Raw genomic sequence first — 23,941 nt, 5'->3', positions numbered from 1 at the left:
GCAAATATATAAATTGAAGTTAACCGAGCAGAAATGATATTTAAGAATATATCGAGCCTTGGAAATAGGCTTTGATATTCTGAAATTTCTTCTTTGTAATTTATATCTTTAAAGCTTCTGAATTACTAAACTATGAAATCTAAAAAACTAGGGCTCAACTCCATTTGTACGCATGTAGGTGAAGTAGAGGATAAACAGTTTAAAGGAGCTATTTCGCCACTGTATATGTCGAGTAGCTATGCTTTTGAAGACGTTGAGGTAAAGCGATATCCGCGATATTTTAATACACCTAATCAAGAGGCGCTTTGCAAGAAAATTGCGATGTTGGAAAAATGTGAAGCAGCCCTTATCTTCGGAAGTGGAATGGCAGCAGTTAGCACAACGATGTTGGCGTTTCTTCACAAAGGCGACCACGTAGTGCTACCTCAAACTTTATATGGAGGGACCTATAACTTTGTAGTTGAAGAGTTTCATAAATTTGGAATAGAATATTCATTTACTGAAGGGTTTTCGGAAAAGGATTTTTCAGAGAAAATTCAGAAGAATACAAAAGTGATATTTGTTGAAACGCCATCCAACCCATTGATGCGGATAACCGATTTAGAAATGATTTCGAAACTAGCTAAAAAGCACGGAATTATTTCTATGATAGACAATACTTTTGCTTCCCCAGTAAATCAAACTCCAGCCGATTTCGGAATTGACATTATGATACACAGTGCCACAAAATATATGGGTGGTCACAGTGATATATGTGCCGGTGCAGTAGCAGCAAGTGAACAGCATATAAAAGTAATTTGGAATCTCGGTAAAAACTTAGGTGGTAGCCTTAGCGATTATACTGTTTGGCTTTTGGAGCGCAGTATGAAAACCATGGGATTACGCGTAAAAGCGCAAAATAAAAACGCTAAAAAAATGGCTAAGTGGCTTGAGAAACACCCTCTAGTTGATAAAGTTTATTATCCAGGTCTAAAAACGCATCCAGATTATACGCTTGCTAAAAAGCAGATGAGAGGTTATACTGGGATGCTCTCTTTTGAAATTAATGAATCTTTAAATGTAAGTGAATTTCTGAAGAGTTTAGGATTAATAAAACCATCTATGAGTCTAGCAGGAGTGGAATCTACAATTCTTTCGCCAGCTAAAACTTCACACGGTTTGTTGTCTCCTGAAGCTAGAAAAAAGCAGGGGATAAGTGATGGTTTACTGCGTTTTTCGGTAGGAATAGAGGAAGTAGCAGATTTAAAAAACGATATAGAAAGTGCTTTTAATAAAATTAAAAAATAATTTATATGAAGATTGATATCCTTGCTATTGGCGCACATCCTGATGATGTTGAATTGGGGTGCTCGGCGACCTTGGCTAAAGAAATACACAAAGGGAAAAAGGTAGGTTTGTTAGATTTAACACGAGGCGAATTAGGAACTCGCGGAACGGCAGAAATTCGGGATCAAGAGGCTGCAGATGCTGCCAAAATTTTAGGAGCGGAGTTTAGGCATAACTTAGGACTTGCTGATGGTTTTTTTGTAAATGATAAGGCATCACAGTTGGAGATTATAAAAATAATTAGGAAGTATCAACCTGAAGTGGTTTTGTGTAATGCAATTGACGATAGACATATAGATCACGGAAAAGGTAGTAAGTTGGCTAGTGATGCATGCTTTTTAAGTGGTTTACAGAAAATCGAAACAATTTATGAAGGGCAGGTTCAAAAAGCTTGGCGACCAAAGTTTGTTTATCACTACATTCAATGGAAAAATATTGAACCTGATTTTGTAGTAGATGTAACTGGATTCTTGGATAAGAAACTAGAAACAGTTTTTGCTTATAAAAGTCAGTTTCACCAAGAAGGTGCTAACGAACCTGAAACCCCAATAACTTCTACAAATTTTAGAGATAGTATAACATATAGAGCTCAAGATTTAGGGCGACTTATTGGAACTGAGCACGCTGAGGGCTTTACGGTAGAAAGATTTCCCGCTGTTGATTCTATTTTTGATTTGATTTAATTTTTTATTTAAAGAAGATTTCAAATTTTTATGTTTTGATGTTGTACAACAACAAGAATTGATTTATATTTGCATCCGCTTAACGGCGTTGTGTTTTAAAGCACATAAAATGGTGGTTGTAGCTCAGCTGGTTAGAGCGCTTGATTGTGGTTCAAGAGGTCGCCGGTTCGAAACCGGTCTTCCACCCAAAAGACAAAGTCTTCCTTTAAAAGGAGGACTTTTTTTGTTTTAAGAGTTTTTGTAGGTACGATTTAGGTTGAGAAGTTTACCCTGAGCGGAGTCGAAGTGCAGTCGAGACCTAATTTAAGTCAGTCACTTAAAGTTCTCGACTGCGCTCGAACGGACATCCACGAGAATTTTTTAAACGCTCTATTTGTTTAGTTACAAAGGTTTAAAAAAAAATCCTCCTAACAATTTAGGAGGATTTTGGTGATTGTGTATGAATCTTAAAATTACGACTTACCAGTGTCGTTTAGTTTAATTCTTTCTTCTCTATTTGCAAGTTCCCAAGCTGTTAAGAAGATAAGTTTGGTGCGTCTTTCTAACAAGTCGTATTCAATTTTGTCAGGAGTGTCAGATATTTTGTGATAATCTTCGTGAACTCCGTTAAAGTAAAATATTACTGGAACATTATTCTTAGCAAAGTTGTAGTGGTCGCTTCGGTAGTAAAAGCGATTAGGGTCGTTAGGATCGTCATATTTATAGTCAAGTTCCATGTTGATATACTTTTCATTTACCTCTTCAGAAACATCTTGTAATTCTTGACTAAGTTTATTACTTCCTATTAGATAAAGATAATCAGGGTTGTCTTTTTTATCAGGATCTATTCTTCCAATCATATCAATATTCAGATTGCTCACAGTGTTTTCTAATGGGAAAATTGGATTTTCGGAATAGTAGCGAGAGCCATAAAGTCCAATTTCTTCTCCGGTAACATGAAGGAAAACCACAGAGCGCTTAGGTCTATATCCATCTTTTACTGCTTGTTGGAAAGCCTTTGCAATCATCATTATTGCTACAGTTCCACTTCCATCATCATCGGCACCGTTAAATACATTTCCTTCATTATCCATCCCTACGTGATCTAAGTGGGCTGAGATAACAATTACTTCTTCTGGTTTTTCTGAACCTTTTATATATGCTATAACATTTTCAGAAGCTTTTGCGTCGCCTCTTCCTTGAAAATAACTAGCAGGAACAACTTGGTAATAATTGTCTTTCTCAATAGGAGACTTTATTCCGTATTTAACATAAAAATCGCGAATGTATTCCGAAGCCATTTTTTGCCCCTTAGAACCTGTCATTCTACCTTCCATTTCGTCGCTAGCATAAATGTATAGGTGTTCTTTTAGTTCTTTAGCGGTTATTGTATTTGCGTATTTTAAGTTGTTTTCTGTAGAATCGGTTTTAGTTTGTTTCTGAGTAGCGTTACATGATAGAATTAACGAAGAAAAAACTGTAAGAAGTAATAGTTTCATAGGTTGTATTAATTTAATTTATTCGTGGGAAATAAGTTCGTAATGGTTTGGTGAAGTACCATCACCATCAGCTTTGTTGTATTTAAAAGTGTGGACTTTTATTATTTCGTTACTATCGCGATCTTGTGATTTGATTGTGATTTTCACCAAATAATTCACTCCAATTGTCCCGTCTTCAACGTCGGTTTCTGTGACTTCAATATTTTCATTATTGAATTTTGTTCCTTCAGGTAATTCTAGTTTTTCAATGGCATCTTTTTTTGCCAATTCACGAATAACAGCTTCTCTGTCACTTTCAGTAGCACAGGATGCTATTATTAACGATAATAAGATAAATGCAAGTTTTTTCATCATTTTACATTTTAGGTTAATTGGTAAAGATAAAATAAGTTGTAAGTCTTAATGTAAAAGTTTTGTGAAAAAGACCAGACAAAACTTTAGACACGATTTATAGTAGTAGCATTTCTTATATTTGCAGAAATTTTGTAATTATGAAAGTAGAACAGATATATACCGGTTGCCTTTCACAAGGTGCATACTATATTGAAAGTCAGGGTGAAGTAGCAATTATCGACCCATTAAGAGAAACAAAGCCATATCTTGAGCGTGCTGAAAAAGACAACGCTAAAATCAAATATATTTTTGAAACCCATTTCCACGCCGATTTTGTTAGTGGGCATATAACGCTTTCGCAGCAAACAGGAGCGCCAATTGTATATGGCCCATTAGCCAATCCTACTTTTGAAGCAATTGTGGCAAAAGATAATGAGGTATTTAAATTAGGTGATGTAACCATAACTGCAATCCATACTCCAGGACACACTATGGAAAGCACAACGTATTTGCTGAAAGACGAAAATGGAAAAGATTACGCTATTTTTAGTGGAGATACTTTGTTTTTAGGTGATGTAGGACGTCCTGATCTTGCACAGAAAGCCAATGAAGTTACTCAAGAAGACTTAGCCGGAATATTGTTTGATAGTCTTCGAAACAAAATTATGCCTTTAGCCGATGATGTTATTGTTTACCCTGCTCACGGGGCTGGTTCTGCGTGCGGGAAAAATATGATGAAAGAAACGGTTGACACTTTAGGAAATCAAAAACAAATGAACTACGCTTTACGTGCAGATATGACGCGTAAAGAGTTTATAAAAGAAGTTACCGACGGTTTAGCCCCGCCTCCTTTGTATTTCCCGATGAACGTAAAGATGAATCGCGAAGGTTACTCAGACTTTAATGAAGTACTTGCTGAAGGAACGAAAGCATTAGATCCAGAAACTTTTGAAAGAGTTGCTAATGAAACAAATGCGATAGTATTGGACGTTCGTCATCAAAATGACTTTATTTCAGGTCATATTCCACGTTCTATATTTATAGGGTTAGATGGTGGATTTGCTCCTTGGGTGGGCGCTTTGCTTGCCGATGTAGAACAAAAAATACTATTAGTAGTTGCTCCGGGTAGAGAAGAAGAAGCTGTTACACGATTATCTAGAGTTGGTTTCGATAAAACTTTAGGTTACTTAGAAGGTGGCGTAGCTGCTTGGGAAAAAGCAGGTAAGGAAATCGACACCTTAACGTCAGTTTCAGCGGAAACTTTAAAAGAAAAAATGCAATCTAATGTTCCTATTGTGGATGTTCGTAATGATGGTGAATATAATACGGCTCATATTCCACAAGCCAAACATGCTCCTCTTGGTTTCTTAAACGATTATTTAGATGGTTTGCCAGAAAATGAACCTTTTTACTTGCACTGTGCAGGCGGATATCGTTCAGTAATTGCAGCCTCTATTTTAAAAAGTCGAGGAATTCATAATGTAGTAGATGTTGCCGGAGGATTTAAAGCTATTAAAGAAGCTGGAATTCCAGTGGAAGCCTAATACAATACTATTAAGATTTAAATAGAAAACCCCGAGTCAAAAACGATTCGGGGTTTTCTATTTATTTATGCAACATTCTAATGGTCGGCAATATCTTCAAGCGTTCTCACTTTCTTTAATGTACCGTAAATTTCGGTAGCCTGTTTTTGAACTACTTCAGCAATTTTAGGTGGAAAATTTTCGTGCTTTAGTTTGTCTTCGTATTCATCCCAACTCGCTTTTTCACCTCTTATACATTCTTCTAAGATTGCTTCATCGTCGTGCCCTGTAAATGCACTTTTAACATCTATCCAAGTTCGGTGAAGATCTCCGGCAAAACTTCCCTTTTCCTTAGGTTCTTCATTTAAATTGATAATTTCATTAGTAAGCTCGGTTGCAAAACGACTTCTTTGAACGGCTTGTTGTTTTAAAAATGATTTTAATTGAGGCGTTTTTGCATCAGTCATTGCTTTTGTAAACCCTTTTTCAGCATCGTAATTCTTTTCTAGAAGCTCTTGCAAATTGTTAACCAAGTTATCGTGGTTGTCTTCTCTTGCTTTTTCATTTGTGGTTTTCATAGTTTTCTTTTTTTGGTTGATATAAAGATACTTGAAGTATCTACTTGAGTATCTTACAGTTTTCTTAATTGAGAAGTGTTTAACAAATGTTGTTAAGATTTATGCAATTCATATTTTAAGAATATTGTTTTTACGTTTAAATATGGATTCAAGTTAATTTTCTATCTTTCAATTAAAAACTATGGACTTAAAATCAAACGAGCCTTTTTGGTTAATGAAAAATGAATTCCCTCAGAGTTATCCATCACTTCGGGAATCTATCTCTTCAGAAATTCTAATAGTAGGAGCGGGGATAACAGGAGCACTAGTTGCCTATAAACTTTTAGAAGAAGGTAAAAAAGTGGTCATGGTGGAGAAACGCGATATTTGTAACGGAAGTACAGCTGCTAGTACTTCGATGTTGCAATATGAAATCGATGAACCGCTACATAAATTAATCGACCTTGTGGGGGTCACCATTGCGGTTTCAAGCTATCAAAATTGTGAAAAATCTATTTCGGACCTCGAACAGATTGTAAAGAAAACTAAAAGTAAATGTGGGTTTACGAAAAAGAAGAGCGTCTATTTTACTTCCACTAAAAAGGATGTTACTTTTCTTAAAGAAGAATTTGAAGCCCGTCAACAACACGGGTTTAAGGTGAAGTGGCTTTCCAAAGAAGAATTAAGTGAATTAGGATTAAATGCTTATGCTGCCATCGAGTCAGAATCGGGCGCGGTGATGGATGTTTATCGATTTGCCCACGATTTGTTGAAGTATTGTACCAAAAAAGGGTTGCAAATTTTTGATAAAACAGCGTTGAATAATGTGAAATTTAAAGATGAAAAGGTGATTGTTACTGTAAATCATGATTTTACTATTGAAGTAGATGACATAGTTCACTGTACAGGTTATGAAAGTGTAGAAACTGTAAAGGAGGAAATAGTTGAATTAAAAAGCACTTATGCTCTAGCGTCTGAAGCATTTAAAACCGTTCCAAAAGCATTTAAAGATAGAATTTATTGGAATACCGATGAACCCTATTTATACTTCAGAAGCACTGATGACGGACGAATAGTAATGGGTGGTGGTGACCGAGACTTTAAGAATGCAGCGAAACGGGATGCATTGCTTTCAAAAAAAGAAAAAGCCTTAACTAAGAGTTTTAAAAAGTGTTTTCCTGAAATTCCATTTATTGCAGATTACGTTTGGGCAGGAACTTTTGGAGAAACAAAAGATGGTTTGCCTTATTTTGGAAAAACAGATTCTAATAAAAACGAACATTATGTATTGGGGTTTGGTGGCAATGGGATAACATTTAGTATAATGGGAATGGACGCTGTGATTAATTCTATCAACAAAACCCCGCATCCTTATTTAGAATATTACAAGTTCGATAGGTGATAATTGTTGATGCTAATAACTTTTTATTGTTATTCATTAAATTGTATTTTGTAGCCCCTAACCAAAGCGAGTATGAAATCACTTTTAACAATAGCAATTAAAGCAGCCTTAGTTGCAGGTGCTGAAATTTTAAAAATTTACGAAACCGATTTTAATGTTGAAACTAAAGATGACGCATCCCCTTTAACACAGGCCGATAAAAATGCAAATACTGCTATAATGAAGTATCTGTTTACTACTGATATTCCAATTATAAGCGAAGAAAACCGTCAGTTAGATTATGAAGAACGAAAAGACTGGAAACGTTGTTGGATTGTAGATCCGCTAGATGGTACAAAAGAATTTATAAAACGAAATGGTGAATTCACTGTAAATATTGCATTAGTTGAAAATGGCGCTCCTATATTAGGTGTGATTTACGTTCCAGTTTCAAAAGAGCTTTATTATACTTCGGAAACAGGAAAGGAGTCAAGAAAAGTAATTATTTCTTCTGAAGAGGATTCGGTTGAAGAAATTTTCGCAAAAGCAGAAGCGATAAACCCTTCGGCTATAACTTCAGAAGTAAAAATAGTTGGAAGTCGATCGCATTTAAATAAGGAAACAGAAGACTTTATTTCTGAGGTAAAAAAGAAACATAAGGTTGAAATAGTTTCTAAGGGAAGTTCATTAAAATTTTGTTTGTTAGCTGAAGGTTTGGCGCATCTATATCCGCGATATGCCCCTACTATGGAATGGGATACAGCCGCAGGACATGCAATTTGCAAAGCAGTTGGTATAAGTGTTATTGACCAAACAACTGGCAACGAAATGATTTATAACAAGCTCAATTTATTGAACAACTATTTTGTTGCAGAAGTTTGATGAAGGATCCTTCTAGAAAACGACATATTGCAAAAGCCTTAACCTGGAGAATAGTTGGGTCTGTAGATACCGTGTTTCTATCATGGTTAATTACAGGAAACCCTATGACGGGGTTAAAAATAGGTTTCGCCGAGGTAATAACGAAAATGGTACTGTATTACTTACACGAACGAGTTTGGTTTAATATCAATCTTTCAAAAAGTGGATTGGTTCGCGAAAACAAAATGCGGCATTTAGCAAAAACTATTACTTGGCGAATGGTGGGAACAGCAGATACTATGGTTTTAGCTTGGCTTTTAACCGGTAACCCTTTAACTGGAGTTAAAATAGGTCTAGCTGAACTTTTAACCAAAATGATTTTATACTATATTCACGAACGAATTTGGTATAGAATTGATTTTGGTTTGATTGATAGGATGGAGATGTGAGATAATTAAGAATTCAGAATGTAGAATTGTGAATTACGAATCATTTTTACATAAAGATTAATGATATTAGTTAAGAAAAAGGAGAGAGGAGAGTTCAGTCGTAAAAAAAAACAACTATTGGTTAAGTTGAAAAAAGAATAAACGAAATATCTGTTTTAATAATGAAAGAAAATATTATTCCACATAATTTTAGTGTTTCTCAAAATGAAAGGAGTGATTTAAAAGAGCAGAAGCCAATGTTGCTTTGGTTTACAGGACTATCGGGGTCTGGAAAATCTACTCTTGCCGATGCCTTAGAGCGTGCTCTTTTTCAACGCAATATGCACACCTATCTTTTAGATGGTGATAACGTTAGAGGTGGGTTAAACAACAACTTGACATTTTCACCTGAGGATAGAACGGAAAATATCAGACGTATAGCCGAAGTAGCCAATTTAATGCTGGATGCGGGTTTGATAGTTTTGGCTTCATTTATTTCGCCTTATAGAGAGAATCGAGAAATGGTAAAACGGATTGTAGGGTATAAAAACTTTATAGAAGTATACGTAAATACTCCAATTGAGATATGTGAAAGCAGAGATGTTAAAGGTTTATACGCTAAAGCTCGAGCAGGAGAAATTAAAAACTTTACCGGTGTAGATGCACCTTATGAGCCCCCTATGGCAGCAGATATTGAAATAGATACTTCACAGATTTCGGTGGAAGATGCGGTTTCATTAATTTTGAAAGAGATTGATGATAGAGTAAAGTAAACGGAGGAAAGAACAGAGAATAGAGAACATAGAAAAGAGAGCAGGGAATATAGAAAATAGAGCAGGGAAAAGAGAACAGAGAGTAAAGAGGATATTTTTTTATGCCTCGGATAAATAAAATGCAAATGAGTAAATATTATTTAAATTATTTAGATGAATTAGAATCTGAAGCTATTTATATTCTTCGAGAGGTTTATGCGCAGTTTCAGAATCCTGTAATACTGTTTTCTGGAGGAAAAGATTCTATTCTTGTAACCCATTTAGCAAAAAAAGCATTTTACCCTTGTAAGATACCTTTCCCTTTACTGCATATTGATACAGGACATAATTTCCCAGAAACCATTCAGTTTAGAGATGATTTAGTGAAGAATTTAGGAGTACAGTTGTTAGTAGGTTCTGTACAGGAATCTATTGATGCTGGGCGTGTTGCTGAAGAGAGGGGAAAGCACGCTACTCGTAATGCCTTGCAAATAACAACTTTATTGGACGCTATTGAAAGCAATAAAATTGATTGTGCTATTGGTGGCGGCAGACGCGATGAAGAAAAAGCTCGAGCAAAAGAACGCTTTTTTTCACACAGAGACGATTTTGGACAATGGGACCCAAAAAACCAACGTCCAGAACTTTGGAATATTCTTAATGGAAAACATTTTGAAGGGGAACATTTTCGTGCCTTTCCAATAAGCAATTGGACCGAGATGGATGTTTGGAATTACATCAAAAGAGAGCAAATTGAAATCCCATCTTTATATAAAGCCCATAATCGTGAAGTAGTATGGCGAAGTGATTCATGGATTCCAGTTTCTGAATACTTAAAACTTGAGGAAAACGAAAAGATTCACACTAAGAAAGTTCGTTTTAGAACCCTTGGTGATATCACTATTACAGGTGGCATTGAATCGGATGCTGATACTTTAGATAAAATTGTTCTTGAGGTAGCAGCTATGAAACAAACTGAACGCGGCAATCGTACCGATGATAAAAGGAGCGATACAGCAATGGAAGACAGGAAAAGAGAGGGGTATTTTTAAATTAAGAATTATGGATTTACTTACTTGAAGTTTATGAGTTATGAGTTATGAGTTCAGAGTTGTGAGTTATGAGTTATGAGTTCAGAGTTATGAGTTATGAGTTCAGACGAAATCGTGATACAGGACGTTGAGTGGTAGTTTCAATTTCATGAGACAAAAGTTTAGCTTCTTTCAACTTGGTTTTTAAATCTTGCTTATGAGTAATGAAGGGTTTTGGGAGAAGAACACTATTAGATAATATTCAATATAATATAAACTGTGATAAGCATTTATAATGGAAATAGATAAGAATCAGTTATTGAGATTCACGACTGCGGGGAGTGTAGATGATGGGAAGAGTACTTTAATAGGAAGGCTACTGTACGATAGCAAAGCTATTTTTGAAGATCAGTTGGAATCGGTGGAAAATACAAGCCGTAAAAAAGGACACGAAGGAATTGACCTTGCGTTGTTTACAGATGGTTTACGCGATGAGCGTGAGCAGGGGATTACTATAGATGTTGCTTACAGATATTTTACAACTCCCAAGCGTAAGTTTATCATTGCCGATACTCCAGGGCACATACAATACACCCGAAATATGGTTACGGGAGCTTCCACAGCAAATGCTGCATTAATTTTAATTGATGCGCGACACGGGGTAATAGAACAAACTAAACGTCACGCATTTATAGCTTCACTTCTGCATATCCCTCACATTATTGTTTGTATCAATAAAATGGATTTAGTGGATTATTCAGAGGAGGTTTATGAGAATATCGTTAGTCAGTTTGAAGGCTTTTCTTCGAAACTTATTGTTAAGGACATTCAATTTCTTCCTATAAGCGCATTAAATGGTGATAATGTTGTAAACCGCTCAACAAATATGGATTGGTTTCAAGGCCCACCTTTATTACATGCCTTAGAAACTATGCATATTGGGAGTGATATCAATAAAATTGACGCTCGTTTTCCGGTACAAACCGTTTTACGTCCGCAACGAGAAGGTTTTATAGATTATAGAGGATATGCAGGTAGAGTTGCTAGTGGAATTTTTAGAAAGGGAGATGAAGTAGTTGTTATGCCATCTGGGTTTAGTTCGAAAATTAAGAGCATCGATACTATGGAAGGGGCTATGGAGGAAGTGTTTGCACCTATGAGTGTTTCTATTACTCTAGAAGATGATATAGATATTAGTCGTGGTGATATGATTGTGAAGCAAAACAACCAACCTAAAGCCTTACAGGAATTTGACGCCATGCTGTGTTGGTTTAATACTTCTGCAGCCAAACCTAGAGCGAAATACACTATAGTTCATACTTCAAACGAACAAAAGGCAATGATAAAAGATGTAATTTACAAAATAGATGTCAACACCTATGCCCGTCAAGAGGAGGATAATACCTTAAACATGAATGATATTGCCCGAATTACTATCCGCACTACACGCCCTTTAATGGTAGACGAATACCGCGACAACCGAATTACAGGGAGTTTTATCTTAATAGAAGATTCAACACATGAGACGGTAGCAGCTGGGATGATTGTTTAGCTTTAGCTATAATTAAAAAAAAATAGGATATAATTTAGTGTTAATAAGATTAGCATTCAATAAAAATTATCTTATTTTTGCCACTTATTAATTCGAATATTTATAAAATAAAATTATAATACATTTAAACTAATCAACATGAAGTTAGTGAATATCAAGTTTTTTTCCATTGCCGCATTCTTATTGATTGGCATAACAGCAACAGCACAAAAAGGTGATAGACAATATAATAACTGGTCTATAGAAGCCCAAACAGGATATCACGTTCCTTTAGCTCCAAATAAATTTGTGGATTTAGGAGATTATGACGGGGCATTTAAGCAATTTCAAGCTGGAGTTCGTTATATGATAACCGATACTTATGGTGTAAGAGCACATTATTCATTCTTAAATTTTGAAAATCCAAGTGAAATTGTAGAGGGTGGTGTGAAATTTAATAGAGTAGCAATTGAAGGGGTTGCCAATGTTTGGAAGGTAGCCAATGTTGAAGGCGAATTTAAAGAAAATATAGGTCTTTTATTTCACTTAGGTGGTGGTGTTACTTTTGCTAATCCATCTGGTTCAAAAGGAACAGATCACATAGGAAATATTATTGTTGGATTTACGCCTCAATTTAGAATTTCTGATAATTTTGCTTTGTTTGCAGATATATCTTATATGGCTAATATCAAGCAGCATTACTCTTATGGAGGTGAGCTTTTCGACCTTGGTTATAAGCACGAAACAGGTGGTTTAGTGAATTTAAGTTTAGGTCTAAGTGTCAGCTTTGGAAATAGAGAAGAGCACGCAGATTGGTATTATGAGGATTAATTTTTCAATAAAAAAATTTAATTGGCTTTGGGCCATGTATATAGTATGATTTAAAATGGTCTTTTTTGAATTTCAAAAAGGACCATTTTTTTGTTTTCAACTTCTAATTGATACTTGAATTTTTGAAATTGATTTTATAATAAAAAATATAACAAATACTTATCTTCGAAAACTTGGTGTGAAGAAAAGTAAATAACCTGTTTAGATGGGTTTGTTTTCTAAAGCTATTTACAGTCAATAGTGTTTTTTTAACTAAATAATAAACCCTTTTAATGTTTTACTTAATATATGTTTGATTGGATTCCAATAGAGGTTTATACACCTACACACTATATTATTTTGCTATTTTTGGTATTAATAACCTTTATTCATTCTCAAAGTAATGCTATTAATAGTAATGAGAATTTTAGATATATGAAGGTAATGGGTTGGACTTACCTAATATTTATTATTCTCTATATGGGTTTGCGACCAATTAGTGGAGTGTTTGTCGATATGTTAACATACAATAAACGGTTTGTGTATTATCAGAATGGTGGACAAATAACCTCACCTAATGATATCCTTTTCCAAGTTTTCACTAAGATAAGTTCACAATTTGTAAATGCAAGAATTTATTTTCTTCTTTGTGTAATTCTATACATACTTCCTTTAATAGCTGTTAGTAAAAAATGGTTTAAGGATTATTGGTTTTATGCATTTTTGTTTTTAGTAACGTCTTTTTCTTTTTGGACTTATGGCACAAATGGTATTAGAAATGGAATTGCTGGGTCAATTTTTTTATGGGGGATGTCTCGAGAGAAAAAAATTTGGCAAGTAATTATAATTTTAATCGCAATCAATATTCATAAATCAATGGCATTACCCGCCGCTGCTTTTTTACTGGCAAATTTTTACAATAACCCTAAGGTTTTAATGTACTTTTGGGTATTTTGTATTCCATTATCACTAATTGCGGGAGGAGCTTTTATTAATCTCTTTGCAAGTATTGGGTTTGACGAAAGGACAAGTTACTTAACACAAGAAAATGTATATAATGTTGAGTTCGCGAGTTCAGGCTTCCGTTGGGATTTTTTGTTGTATAGTGCTACGGCAGTTTTTGCTGGTTGGTTCTACATTTTTAAGAGAAAATATAAAGACAAAATTTATTTTTGGCTGTTTAACACTTATATTTTGACAAATGCTTTTTGGATCTTGGTAATTCGTGCTCAGTTTTCAAACAGATTTGCGTACTTATCCTGGTTTATGATTAGCTTAGTAATTCTCTATCCTTTATTAAAAAAATATATTGTCGACAAACAACATAAAAAAATAGGTTTACTATTAGTAGCATATTACTCTTTTACATTTTTAATGAATTTTATTTTAGTAGGTTTATAGATAATTTAAAAAGAGTTGTTAATAGTGAATAATTCATAATTTAGAGCTATGTGCTTTATCAATTATATATTTTATAGAATTAATGTATAAGAATATATTAAAACCATTGTTCGATTTTTTAGCTGCCTTTATAGGGTTGGTCGTTTTATCTCCAATATTTCTAGTAGTTACTCTAGGTTTGGCTATTGCAAATAATGGCAAGCCTTTCTTTTTTCAGCGCAGACCGGGTAAGGACGAGAGAATTTTTAAAATAATTAAGTTCAAAAGCATGAACGACAAAAAAGATTCTAAAGGGAATCTTTTACCTGATTCCGCTCGCTTAACAAAAATTGGGAGCTTCGTTCGAAAAACCTCATTAGACGAAATTCCACAACTTATTAATGTGCTTAAGGGCGATATGAGTTTTATCGGGCCAAGACCGTTATTACCAGAGTACTTGCCTTTATATAATGAGATTCAACGCCATCGTCACGATGTAAAGCCAGGGATAACAGGTTGGGCACAAGTAAATGGGAGAAACACTGTGTCTTGGGAAAAAAAGTTCGAGTATGATGTTTGGTATGTCAACAATCAAACTTTTTTTCTTGATGTAAAAATATTTTTTATGACGATTAAGAAAGTATTTATAAAAGAAGGGATTAGTCAAGAAGGGCAAGTTACTGCCGAATCATTTAAAGGAAATTAGCATGATTCTATACGGGGCAAGTGGGCATTGTAAATCTGTTATCGATATAGCAGAGTCGATAAATCAAAAGATACTTTGTATCTACGACGATAATCCTAAAACTGATACTATTTTCGAGATTCCTGTGAAAAAGTTTTTAAGTGTGAACACTGAAACTGATAATAATTGGGTGATTTCAATTGGGAATAATAACACTCGAAAAATTCTAAGTTCAAAATTAAAAGTTTCTTTTGGAAGGTTGTTTCATAAAACAGCAAGTATATCACAAAGATCCTCTTTAGGTGTGGGTACCGTTGTAATGGCGAATACAGTAATTAACGCTAATGTAACTATAGGAGAACACTGTATCATAAATAGTGGGGCTGTATTAGAACACGATTGCATTATAAATAATTTCGTTCATATATCTCCAAATTCCAGTTTAGCAGGTGAGGTTGAAGTGGAGGAAGGAGCACACATCGGTATAGGCGCTAGTGTTTTACAAGGGATAAAAATCGGAAAGTGGGCGATAATTGGTGCAGGAGCTGTAGTTATTAGAGATGTACCTGATTTTGCAGTTGTTGTAGGCGTGCCAGCGAAAATTATTAAGTATACAGACCATAATGATAACTAAAAGACTTTTTGATTTAGTCTTTTCAGTGATTGGTCTGCTAATTTTTGGTTTAATAATTTTATTTTTAATCATTATAGCTTCCATAGATACAAAAAGTCAAGGTGTATTCTTACAAAAGCGTATAGGTCAATTCGGGAAACCCTTTACAATATTTAAAATACGAACCTTTTCAAAAGATGGAGATATCTCTACTTTTGGGAATTTTTTGCGAAAATATAAATTAGACGAACTTCCCCAATTAGTGAATATTCTTTTAGGCAAATGAGTTTTGTAGGCCCACGCCCAGATATTCCGGGATATTATGATACCTTAGAGGGTGAGGCTAGAAAAATTATTACACTAAAACCTGGATTATTTAGCTGGGCAGCGCTAAAGTATTACAATGAAGAAACTCTATTAAAGTCTCAAGACAATGCCCAGTATTATAATAACAATATAATTTTTCCAGATAAAGTGTCGATGAATTTAGAGTATTATTATAAACGTTCACTAAAGGAAGATCTTAAAATTTTATTAGCGTCTACAAAAAAAAATAATTTCCAATTTAATTTCCTCCTAATTTTTAAGCAAAGAATTCCTATTTTAGAATTAGTCCTATGTTTTAGTTCGTAGGAGATTAGAAGTAAGATATGAGATTTGAGACTTGAGATTTGAGACTTGAGACGTAGAAAAATGACTTAGGATTTGAGGGATATGACGTAAAAAATTTAAGACTTATAATCTTAAACTGCTAATATTAGTTAATTGTTTCCAAACTATTTGTTGAGTAGTAGTATGTTGTTGGTGAATTTGGGTAAATAATTTATATCTTTGCAACCTCCCTGATTCCTGTTTATTTAAGCAAAAGAGTCATCTAACTGAAACTTATTATACGTGAGGTGTTTAACAAAAATTAATGTAACTTCACAAGAAGTAGTTTTCAATTATTCTATAATTAATGAAAGATAAGATTTACCTCTCCTCACCCCACATGGGCGGTAGTGAATTAGACTTTGTAAAAGAAGCATTTCACACAAATTGGATAGCACCTTTAGGGCCAAACGTTTCCCAATTTGAATCGTTATTGGAACAGTATTTACAGTCAGGAAGTCATGTAGCGGCCCTTAGTTCTGGAACTTCGGCAATTCATTTAGCATTAATAATTTTAGGAGTGGGAAAAGAGGATGAAGTTCTGTGTCAAAGTATGACGTTTTCAGCTTCTGCCAATCCAATTCTTTACCAAGGCGCAACTCCTGTGTTTGTAGATAGCGAAGAGGAAACCTGGAATATGTGTCCTGAATTATTGGAAACAGCAATAAAAGATCGTCTAGCGAAAGGAAAAAAGCCTAAAGCTATAGTGGCCGTTCATTTATATGGTATGCCATATAAAGTAACAGCCTTAAGAGCAATTGCTAATAAATATGATATTCCTATTGTTGAGGATAGTGCTGAAGCTCTAGGGAGTAGTTATAATGGGCAAAAATGCGGAACTTTTGGTGATATTTCTATTTTGTCATTTAATGGGAATAAAATAATAACCACTTCAGGTGGAGGAGCTTTAGTTTCAAAAAAACTTGCTCATAAAAACAAAGCTATATTTTTAGCAACACAAGCTAGAGATGACGCACCACATTATCAGCATTCTGAAATAGGATATAACTATAGGCTTAGCAATGTAAGCGCTGGAATAGGCTGCGGACAAATGGAGGTTCTCGATAAACACGTATCCTTACGACGGGATATGAATTTATTTTATCAAGATCTTTTTAAAGATGTAAACGAAATAGAGGTTTTTAAAGAAACAAATGAAAAAGTTTACAGCAATCATTGGTTGAGTTGTATTACATTTACAAATACCACAGCAAAATTAAATCCTGAAGCCCTACGCACATTTTTATTAACTGAAAACATCGAGGCAAGACCTTTGTGGAAGCCAATGCATTTACAACCTGTATTTAAGGATGCACCTTCCTATGTAAATGGGGTAGGGAAACGACTTTTTGAAACTGGTTTGTGTTTGCCTTCAGGAAGTAATTTAAATGATGCAGATAGATCAAGGATTACTGAGACCGTTATTAACTATTTAAAAAATAGCGTATAATGAAAATGCCAGGAAAATTTACTTTTCTTGCCTTTAGACTTTACAGTAGGTTTAGAGACTTTATTTTAGGACAACGCTATTTACCGCGTTGGATAGTGGCATTAATAGACCTTTCTATTTGTGGCGTCTCCTTTTTGCTTACTTGGCTTATCTTAAGTGAAACTCCAGTATTTTTCAATCAATTTTTATCAATTCCACAAAAAGCTTTAGTGCTAATAGGCCTACACTTTTTGTGCTTTATTGTATTCCGAACTTATTCTGGGATTATTAGGCATAGCACCTTTGCCGATGTGTATCGTTTTGTGAAATCTACCTTGGCATTTCTAGCTATTACTATGGCAGGAAATATGGTGTTTTATTATTTTAATGGTACGAAGCTATTTCTTACAACCACCATATTACTTTACACCTTTTTATCGTTAACCATATTACTTGCCTTTAGAATTACCATTAAGGAAATGTATCGCTTTCTTCGCGCTGCAGCTACTGCGGGCCGTTTAAAAAAGCGCGTTATTGTATTGGGAATTGACGATAAAACAATTTCGCTATCCCATGCTATTTTGTCCGATTCTGCTTCTATTTATAGACCAGTAGCATTTTTAACTACCAAAGAAAAGCGAAAGAGATTTAAAATCTTGAATCTTCCTGTTTGTTATACCGATGATGATATTGAAACAAACTTAGAATCGACCAAATCTAAGCACAATGCAGATGGGGTGTTGTTCGTTGGAGATTTGCTTTCCGTTGACGAACGAAACGCTATTGCCGAAGCGTGTTTTTCTGTAGGGCTTGAAGTTTATAATTTATCATTGCCAGAGCAATGGAGTGATATTTCAAAAAAACCATTAAAGATTGACCCTCTTAGAATCGAGGACCTTTTGGAGCGCAGTGTAATTGAAACAGATATAGAGCTAATATCAAAAGATCTTAAAGATAAAACGATTCTAATTACTGGAGGAGCAGGAAGTATAGGAAGTGAATTAGTTCGACAAATAGCTGAACTAAATCCTAGATTATTAGTGGTTTTAGACAATGGCGAAAGTCCGTTACACGGGGTAGAGATATATTTAAAAAACAACTTCCCGCATCTTAATTACAGCATTTTCCTTGCCGATGTAACCAAGAAAGGGAGAATGGAAGGGATTTTTAAAAAGTTTAAGTTTGACGTAGTGTATCACGCAGCGGCATATAAACACGTACCTATGATGGAGCGTCATCCTAGGGAGGCTATTAGAACAAATATAGTAGGAACACGTACCTTGGCAGAGCTTTCTGTAAAGTACGAATGTGAACGTTTTGTAATGGTTTCTACCGATAAGGCAGTAAACCCGAGTAACGTGATGGGGGCGTCAAAACGGGCTGCTGAAATGTTTGTACAATCACTACAACGTACTCCGGGGATAAAAACTAAATTTATCACTACGCGATTTGGAAATGTATTGGGCAGTAATGGCTCGGTAATTCCTTTTTTTAGAGAGCAAATTAAAAATGGTGGTCCTGTAACGGTTACTCATAAAGATATTATTCGTTATTTTATGACTATTAAAGAAGCTTGTCAGCTAGTATTACAAGCGGGAACCATGGGAAAAGGAGGAGAGATATTTGTTTTTGATATGGGGAAACCTGTTAAAATATTAGATTTGGCCGAACGAATGATTAAGCTAAGTGGCTTTAAACCCTATAAAGATATTCCTATTGAGATAGTGGGATTGAGGCAAGGCGAGAAATTGTATGAGGAACTTTTAATAGACGGAGAAAATACACTTCCAACTTACCATCCAAAAATTATGGTTTGTAGTACAGTGCCTAATGATTATTCCGTTATTTGCAATGCTATTGATGAGTTAGAACTTATGGCGGATAGTGTGGGTAAGAAGAAGAATATCATTAAAAAGCTTAAAATATTAGTGCCAGAATTTGTAAGCCAAAATTCGGAATATTCAACTTTAGATAAACAAAGTGGATAAATTCTATTTGGATTACAATTTTAACGCTATCAATAAAAAATTATATTTGCAATAAATTATTATAAATGAAAAGAATCTCGATTAAGGTATTAGTTCCTATATTGTTACTGTTTCTTATTGCTTCCTGTGCTTCTAGAAAAGAAATAGCGTATTTTCAAAACCTACCCGATGCGTTAGAACAACTTGATAGTGTGCAAAATAATTTTAAAATTAAACCCAATGATATTTTAAGTATTACGGTTACTGCCTATGACCCTTCAGCGGTAAAACCCTTTAATTTGGTATTAGAGTCGAGTGGGGGAGTACTGGCTCAAAATCAAGGCTATTTAACAGGGGCAGATGGTACTATTAATTTTCCCGTTTTGGGAAAAGTAAAAGCTGCAGGTCTTACAAGAGCAGAATTAAGTGAATATCTTACCAAGAGAATATCTGAGTATATTTTAGACCCTATAGTAACAATAAATATTCTTAATTTTAAAGTTAGCGTTTTAGGTGCAGTTAATCAACCAGGCACATTTGCTGTTCAAGGAGAGCGATTAACCTTACCTGAAGCGATAAGTCTTGCCGGGGATTTACATATTCAAGGAAAAAGAGATAATGTTTTGGTATTGAGAGAGACAAATGGTAAAAAAGAATATGCCTATTTAGACTTACGAGATGTTAAAATTATGGAAAGTGAATTTTATTACTTACAACAAAACGATCTAATTTATGTTGAGCCTAATAGTGCAGCTGTACAATCTTATAACGATAACAATTACATTAGAACTATCGTAAGTGTAGCATCATTAATTATTACCATAATTGTTGTTTTTATAAAGTAAAATATGCAAGATCTACCTCAAAACACAAATCAAACACAAGACTTATCAATAAGAGAACATGTTGAAATTTATCTAAGACAATGGCCCTGGTTTTTAATAACAACTTTTATTTTCTTAACTGCTGCTTTACTATATCTTAGATACACCCCACCAGCTTATTCTACTACTGCCACTATTTTAATAAAAAATCAAGGGAGTCGATCTGCTTCAGAATTAGGAGCTTTTACTGATTTGGGGCTAGTGGATATGATGAATGTTGTAGATTTTGAAAACATTAAAATTGTTTTAAATTCTAAAAGTCTTAGTGAGAGAGTTGTAGATAAGTTAAACTTAACTGTTTCGTATTTTATTGAAGGGAAAATTTTAGATTCTGAAATATTTAATAATAAGCCTTTTACGGTAAAAGTTATTTCTACACCAGAGCAAATGAGTACACCTAATGGAGCTCTGTATTTCGAACCTACTTCTATTACTGAGTTTAGTTTAAAAGATGCTTCTAAAAATGAAATAGGTATTTATACTTTTGGTGAAATAGTAAAATTAGAGTGGGGAAATATATTAGTTACTCCCAACGTTGAATATTTAAAAAGAGCTGAAAGTGAAGGAGGTTTTCCTGAAATTCGTGTCCATATAAGAAATAGAGATCATGTAGCAGCTAATGTTCGTTCCTCTATACAAGTCTCTTCTATGACAGATAGAAGTAGTGTTATTCTACTTTCAATGACAAGTACACTTCCAGAGAAAGCTAGAGCGATTCTCGATGAGCTAATAAAGCAATATAATATGGATTCTATGGAGGATCGTAATTTAATTGCTCAAAACACTGCTACTTTTATTCAAGGTAGGCTTGAAATTATTACAAATGAATTAGACAGTGTTGAAACGGGTAAAGTAGATTTTAAAGAAAAAAATCGTCTTACCAATATAGAAGCTGAGAGTCAGATTTTCCTCCAAAGTGCTAGTCAAGTTAATAAGCAACAAATAGAATTAGAGACTAAAATTGCTTTAGTGAATACAATGATGGATTATTTAGAAAATAGTTCAGATACAGATTTACTACCTGCAAACTTAGGAGTGGGTGAAGATGGCTTTGTGGGCGAGGTAGATAAATACAACCAATTAATATTAGAACGAAATCGATTACTACAAAGCAGTACTACCAAAAACCCTATGGTGGTTGGCCTTGATCAACAAATTGAAGAACTTCGAGGAAACGTTTTAAAAAGCATGGAAAATGCTGAAAACAACCTTAGAATAAGTCTTGGGGAGGTAAACAAAGAAATGCGTAAAATAGGCTCCGAAATTTATCAAATTCCTGAGAAGGAAAAAACCTTTAGGGGTATAAGTAGACAGCAAGAAGTGAAAGAAGCACTTTATTTATACTTATTACAGAAACGTGAAGAAAATGCTATAACTATGGCAGTTACAGCACCAGAAGCAAAAGTAATAGATGCTGCATATAGCCAATCAATCCCAGAGTTTCCAAAAAGATCCATTTTTTATATAGGAGCTGTTTTTCTCGGAATTTTATTACCAATGCTAATTGTATATTTAAAACAACTTTTAGATAATAAAATTAGAAATAGAGCATTTGTTGAAAAAAATGGTGGAGATATAGCAATTGTAGGGGAAATTCCTGAAGTTAGTAAAAAAGAGAATGAATTAATTACTACAAATGACACTTCTATATTGGCGGAGTCTTTTAGAATATTGAGCACAAACTTAAAATACTTAATGCTCAAAAAAATAGATAAAGAAGAGGAGGGAAAGGTTATTTTTGTTACTTCAACAGTCAAAGGAGAAGGAAAAACTTTTGTTTCGTCAAATCTAGCCGTTACCTTGGCTAATGGAGGGTCAAAAGTTGTTTTAGTAGGGGCAGACATTCGAAATCCACAAATTCAACGATATGTTGTGGGTGATTATAATAAAAGTGGGGTTGTTGAATATTTAGTTTATCCCGAAACAATTATAGATGACTATTTACAACCTGCCAATGATAATAAAAATTTATCGTTAATGATGTCAGGGACTATACCTCCCAACCCTGCTGAATTGTGGATGCAGGATAGAGCAGGTGAAATGTTTAAAGAATTGGCTGCTAAATTTGATTATGTTGTGGTAGATACTGCGCCCGCTATGTTGGTAGCAGATACACTGCTCATAAATAAATATGCCGATATTACAATATATACACTTAGAGCTGGGTATACAGAAAAAAAACTACTCGGTTTCCCGTTAGAAAATAAAAAGAATGAAAAACTACAAAACGTTTCATTTGTTCTTAATAATGTTTCTGCTGCAAATTTTGGCTATGGTAACAAATATGGATATACTTATGGTCAGAAGAAGAAAACTTTCTGGCAAAGGGTGTTTGGAAAATAATTTATCACAATAATTACAACTACAAATAAATCCGAAATAGGCTTAGGCTTGTTTCGGATTTTTTTATGGATTGTCGGTGATTTGTTGTTGTTTTAGAAACAAGTTATTGGACCTAAGAATTAAGACCTATGACGTAGGACATAGGACATAGGATGTAAGAGCCAAGAATCTAGAATCTAGACTTTTCTCAAATAATTACAATTACCACCCATCATCCTTCAACTAGCATTTAACATAACTCTAAACTCATAACTCTAAACTCCTAACTCTGAACTCTGAACTCTGAACTATAAGATTAACCTCATAATTCATAATTGTTAGAACTGCATTCATAATTTCTGAATCTTAACTCATAACTCTGCACTCATAACTTTAAAAACTAACTCCTAACTCCCATTCCATTTAATCCTCATTTTAAAACCAAAAATTTGTTATAGTTTTCATAATAATTCAAAGAATTGATGTTTGAATTTTGAAATACTAATTATAGCGGTTAGCTTTGTTTAGGTATAACCATAAAATTTTAAACCATGAAAAAGTTATTATTAATTTTTGCTGCTGCATTAGTTATGAGTTGCGGGGATAATAAAAAAGAAGAAAAAACTGAGATGAAAATTGGTACTCAGAAAACAGTAGAGAAAGAAGTTACTGAAGATATTAATGCAGATCCTAATTTAGCTGTTGTTACTATAGAAGGAAACGACCAAATGAAATTTAACAAGAGTGAAATTCGCGTTAAAGCTGGGCAAAAAGTAAAACTTACACTTAAGCACGTAGGTAAAATGTCTGAAGATGTAATGGGACATAACTGGGCATTACTTACTGCAGACGCCGATATGGCTACAGTGGGACAAGCTGCAGCCTTAGCAAAGGAAACTGACTATATCCCTGCAGATATGAAAGATAAGTTTATCGTCCATACCGAAATGATTGGTGGAGGAGAAACAACTACCATAGAGTTTGACGCGCCTGCTGCAGGTACCTATACCTTTCTATGTACCTTCCCTGGGCATTACGCGCTTATGCAAGGAAAGTTTATTGTTGAATAAACTATAGCGCCTATAATTATTACAAAAAAGCTGCATATTAGATGTGGCTTTTTTTGTGGACAGATTTGAGATTCTAGATTTTAGATTTGAGATGTGTGTACGTCTCTGATATAGGTTGACCACTTAACGAGTGAGAACCTATGAAAGCAAATGTACGGAGTATTCGCAAGCAGCGTAAATACTCAATTGAATTTAAAAAAAGGATTGTTGCAGATTTTGAAAGCGGAAAGTTTAGCGTTCTCCAAT

General features: G+C 34.4%; 21 protein-coding genes, 1 tRNA gene and 1 pseudogene. 20 read left to right on the top strand and 3 right to left on the bottom strand.

Translation table 11 applies throughout. The annotated features are described in order from the left end of the window. Nucleotides 1–132 precede the first annotated feature (132 nt). The 3 genes from FHP04_RS08330 to FHP04_RS08320 all read left to right on the top strand — a co-directional run bounded on the left by FHP04_RS08330 (nucleotide 133) and on the right by FHP04_RS08320 (nucleotide 2,196). Nucleotides 133–1,287, top strand: coding sequence for a trans-sulfuration enzyme family protein (locus tag FHP04_RS08330; protein ID WP_139855640.1), 1,155 nt, complete (start codon nucleotides 133–135; stop codon nucleotides 1,285–1,287). 5 nt (nucleotides 1,288–1,292) lie between these two features. Continuing rightward, on the top strand, nucleotides 1,293–2,009 hold the full coding sequence (gene bshB1 / locus FHP04_RS08325) for a bacillithiol biosynthesis deacetylase BshB1 (RefSeq protein WP_139855639.1): 717 nt from the start codon (nucleotides 1,293–1,295) through the stop codon (nucleotides 2,007–2,009). Between the two features lie 111 nt (nucleotides 2,010–2,120). Next, nucleotides 2,121–2,196: transfer RNA gene (locus FHP04_RS08320), tRNA-His, on the top strand. 265 nt (nucleotides 2,197–2,461) lie between these two features. Here the strand turns inward: FHP04_RS08320 and FHP04_RS08315 are convergent. Then, nucleotides 2,462–3,487: a M28 family metallopeptidase gene (locus FHP04_RS08315; protein WP_139855638.1), complete on the bottom strand. Its 1,026-nt coding sequence runs from the start codon at nucleotides 3,485–3,487 to the stop codon at nucleotides 2,462–2,464. 18 nt (nucleotides 3,488–3,505) lie between these two features. Continuing rightward, nucleotides 3,506–3,841, bottom strand: coding sequence for a hypothetical protein (locus tag FHP04_RS08310; RefSeq protein ID WP_139855637.1), 336 nt, complete (start codon nucleotides 3,839–3,841; stop codon nucleotides 3,506–3,508). A gap of 137 nt (nucleotides 3,842–3,978) precedes the next feature. Between FHP04_RS08310 and FHP04_RS08305 the strand changes: the two genes are divergently transcribed. Then, nucleotides 3,979–5,364 (top strand): MBL fold metallo-hydrolase, encoded by a 1,386-nt coding sequence (locus tag FHP04_RS08305; protein WP_139855636.1) that lies wholly within the window; start codon nucleotides 3,979–3,981, stop codon nucleotides 5,362–5,364. Between the two features lie 77 nt (nucleotides 5,365–5,441). On the opposite strand, the gene FHP04_RS08300 is transcribed toward FHP04_RS08305, so the two are convergent. Further along, nucleotides 5,442–5,921: a ferritin-like domain-containing protein gene (locus FHP04_RS08300; RefSeq protein WP_139855635.1), complete on the bottom strand. Its 480-nt coding sequence runs from the start codon at nucleotides 5,919–5,921 to the stop codon at nucleotides 5,442–5,444. 181 nt (nucleotides 5,922–6,102) lie between these two features. Between FHP04_RS08300 and FHP04_RS08295 the strand changes: the two genes are divergently transcribed. The 16 genes and pseudogenes from FHP04_RS08295 (at nucleotide 6,103) to azu (ending at nucleotide 23,695) form a co-directional block, all read left to right on the top strand. Then, nucleotides 6,103–7,302: an NAD(P)/FAD-dependent oxidoreductase gene (locus tag FHP04_RS08295; protein WP_139855634.1), complete on the top strand. Its 1,200-nt coding sequence runs from the start codon at nucleotides 6,103–6,105 to the stop codon at nucleotides 7,300–7,302. 72 nt (nucleotides 7,303–7,374) lie between these two features. After that, the gene (gene cysQ, locus FHP04_RS08290) at nucleotides 7,375–8,163 is read left to right on the top strand and encodes a 3'(2'),5'-bisphosphate nucleotidase CysQ (RefSeq protein ID WP_139855633.1); all 789 of its coding nucleotides are present in this window, start codon (nucleotides 7,375–7,377) and stop codon (nucleotides 8,161–8,163) included. Further along, nucleotides 8,163–8,591, top strand: coding sequence for a DUF2061 domain-containing protein (locus tag FHP04_RS08285; RefSeq protein WP_139855632.1), 429 nt, complete (start codon nucleotides 8,163–8,165; stop codon nucleotides 8,589–8,591). The genes cysQ and FHP04_RS08285 overlap by 1 nt, the downstream gene beginning before the upstream one ends. A gap of 161 nt (nucleotides 8,592–8,752) precedes the next feature. Then, the gene (gene cysC, locus FHP04_RS08280; protein WP_139855631.1) at nucleotides 8,753–9,343 is read left to right on the top strand and encodes an adenylyl-sulfate kinase; all 591 of its coding nucleotides are present in this window, start codon (nucleotides 8,753–8,755) and stop codon (nucleotides 9,341–9,343) included. A 125-nt stretch (nucleotides 9,344–9,468) separates the two neighbouring features. Continuing rightward, nucleotides 9,469–10,374: a sulfate adenylyltransferase subunit CysD gene (cysD, locus tag FHP04_RS08275; RefSeq protein ID WP_139855630.1), complete on the top strand. Its 906-nt coding sequence runs from the start codon at nucleotides 9,469–9,471 to the stop codon at nucleotides 10,372–10,374. Between the two features lie 274 nt (nucleotides 10,375–10,648). Continuing rightward, nucleotides 10,649–11,905, top strand: coding sequence for a sulfate adenylyltransferase subunit 1 (locus FHP04_RS08270; RefSeq protein WP_139855629.1), 1,257 nt, complete (start codon nucleotides 10,649–10,651; stop codon nucleotides 11,903–11,905). 138 nt (nucleotides 11,906–12,043) lie between these two features. Continuing rightward, a complete protein-coding gene (locus FHP04_RS08265; RefSeq protein ID WP_139855628.1) occupies nucleotides 12,044–12,715 on the top strand; it encodes a hypothetical protein in 672 nt (223 codons plus the stop codon). A gap of 288 nt (nucleotides 12,716–13,003) precedes the next feature. Beyond that, nucleotides 13,004–14,095 (top strand): EpsG family protein, encoded by a 1,092-nt coding sequence (locus tag FHP04_RS08260; protein ID WP_139855627.1) that lies wholly within the window; start codon nucleotides 13,004–13,006, stop codon nucleotides 14,093–14,095. An 82-nt stretch (nucleotides 14,096–14,177) separates the two neighbouring features. Next, a complete protein-coding gene (locus tag FHP04_RS08255; protein WP_139855626.1) occupies nucleotides 14,178–14,780 on the top strand; it encodes a sugar transferase in 603 nt (200 codons plus the stop codon). 1 nt (nucleotide 14,781) lies between these two features. After that, nucleotides 14,782–15,393, top strand: a complete 612-nt coding sequence (locus FHP04_RS08250; RefSeq protein WP_139855625.1) for an acetyltransferase — start codon at nucleotides 14,782–14,784, stop codon at nucleotides 15,391–15,393. Then, nucleotides 15,383–16,005, top strand: a pseudogene (locus tag FHP04_RS08245) (sugar transferase). Before FHP04_RS08250 ends, FHP04_RS08245 begins: the two are co-directional and overlap by 11 nt. A gap of 325 nt (nucleotides 16,006–16,330) precedes the next feature. Beyond that, nucleotides 16,331–17,473 (top strand): DegT/DnrJ/EryC1/StrS family aminotransferase, encoded by a 1,143-nt coding sequence (locus FHP04_RS08240; RefSeq protein WP_139855624.1) that lies wholly within the window; start codon nucleotides 16,331–16,333, stop codon nucleotides 17,471–17,473. Continuing rightward, on the top strand, nucleotides 17,473–19,440 hold the full coding sequence (locus FHP04_RS08235) for a polysaccharide biosynthesis protein (RefSeq protein WP_139855623.1): 1,968 nt from the start codon (nucleotides 17,473–17,475) through the stop codon (nucleotides 19,438–19,440). The genes FHP04_RS08240 and FHP04_RS08235 overlap by 1 nt, the downstream gene beginning before the upstream one ends. A gap of 65 nt (nucleotides 19,441–19,505) precedes the next feature. Then, a complete protein-coding gene (locus FHP04_RS08230; RefSeq protein ID WP_139855622.1) occupies nucleotides 19,506–20,264 on the top strand; it encodes a polysaccharide biosynthesis/export family protein in 759 nt (252 codons plus the stop codon). 3 nt (nucleotides 20,265–20,267) lie between these two features. Then, a complete protein-coding gene (locus FHP04_RS08225) occupies nucleotides 20,268–22,646 on the top strand; it encodes a GumC family protein (RefSeq protein ID WP_139855621.1) in 2,379 nt (792 codons plus the stop codon). Nucleotides 22,647–23,176: 530 nt separating this feature from the next. After that, the gene (gene azu / locus FHP04_RS08220; protein WP_139855620.1) at nucleotides 23,177–23,695 is read left to right on the top strand and encodes an azurin; all 519 of its coding nucleotides are present in this window, start codon (nucleotides 23,177–23,179) and stop codon (nucleotides 23,693–23,695) included. The last annotated feature ends 246 nt before the right edge of the window (nucleotides 23,696–23,941 follow it).

Origin of the sequence: Aequorivita sinensis (assembly GCF_006346335.1) — a bacterium.
Classification (GTDB): Bacteria; Bacteroidota; Bacteroidia; order Flavobacteriales; family Flavobacteriaceae; genus Aequorivita; species Aequorivita sinensis.
Note: the sequence above shows the minus strand (reverse complement) of the source record. Positions and strands in the feature narration are given on the sequence as shown.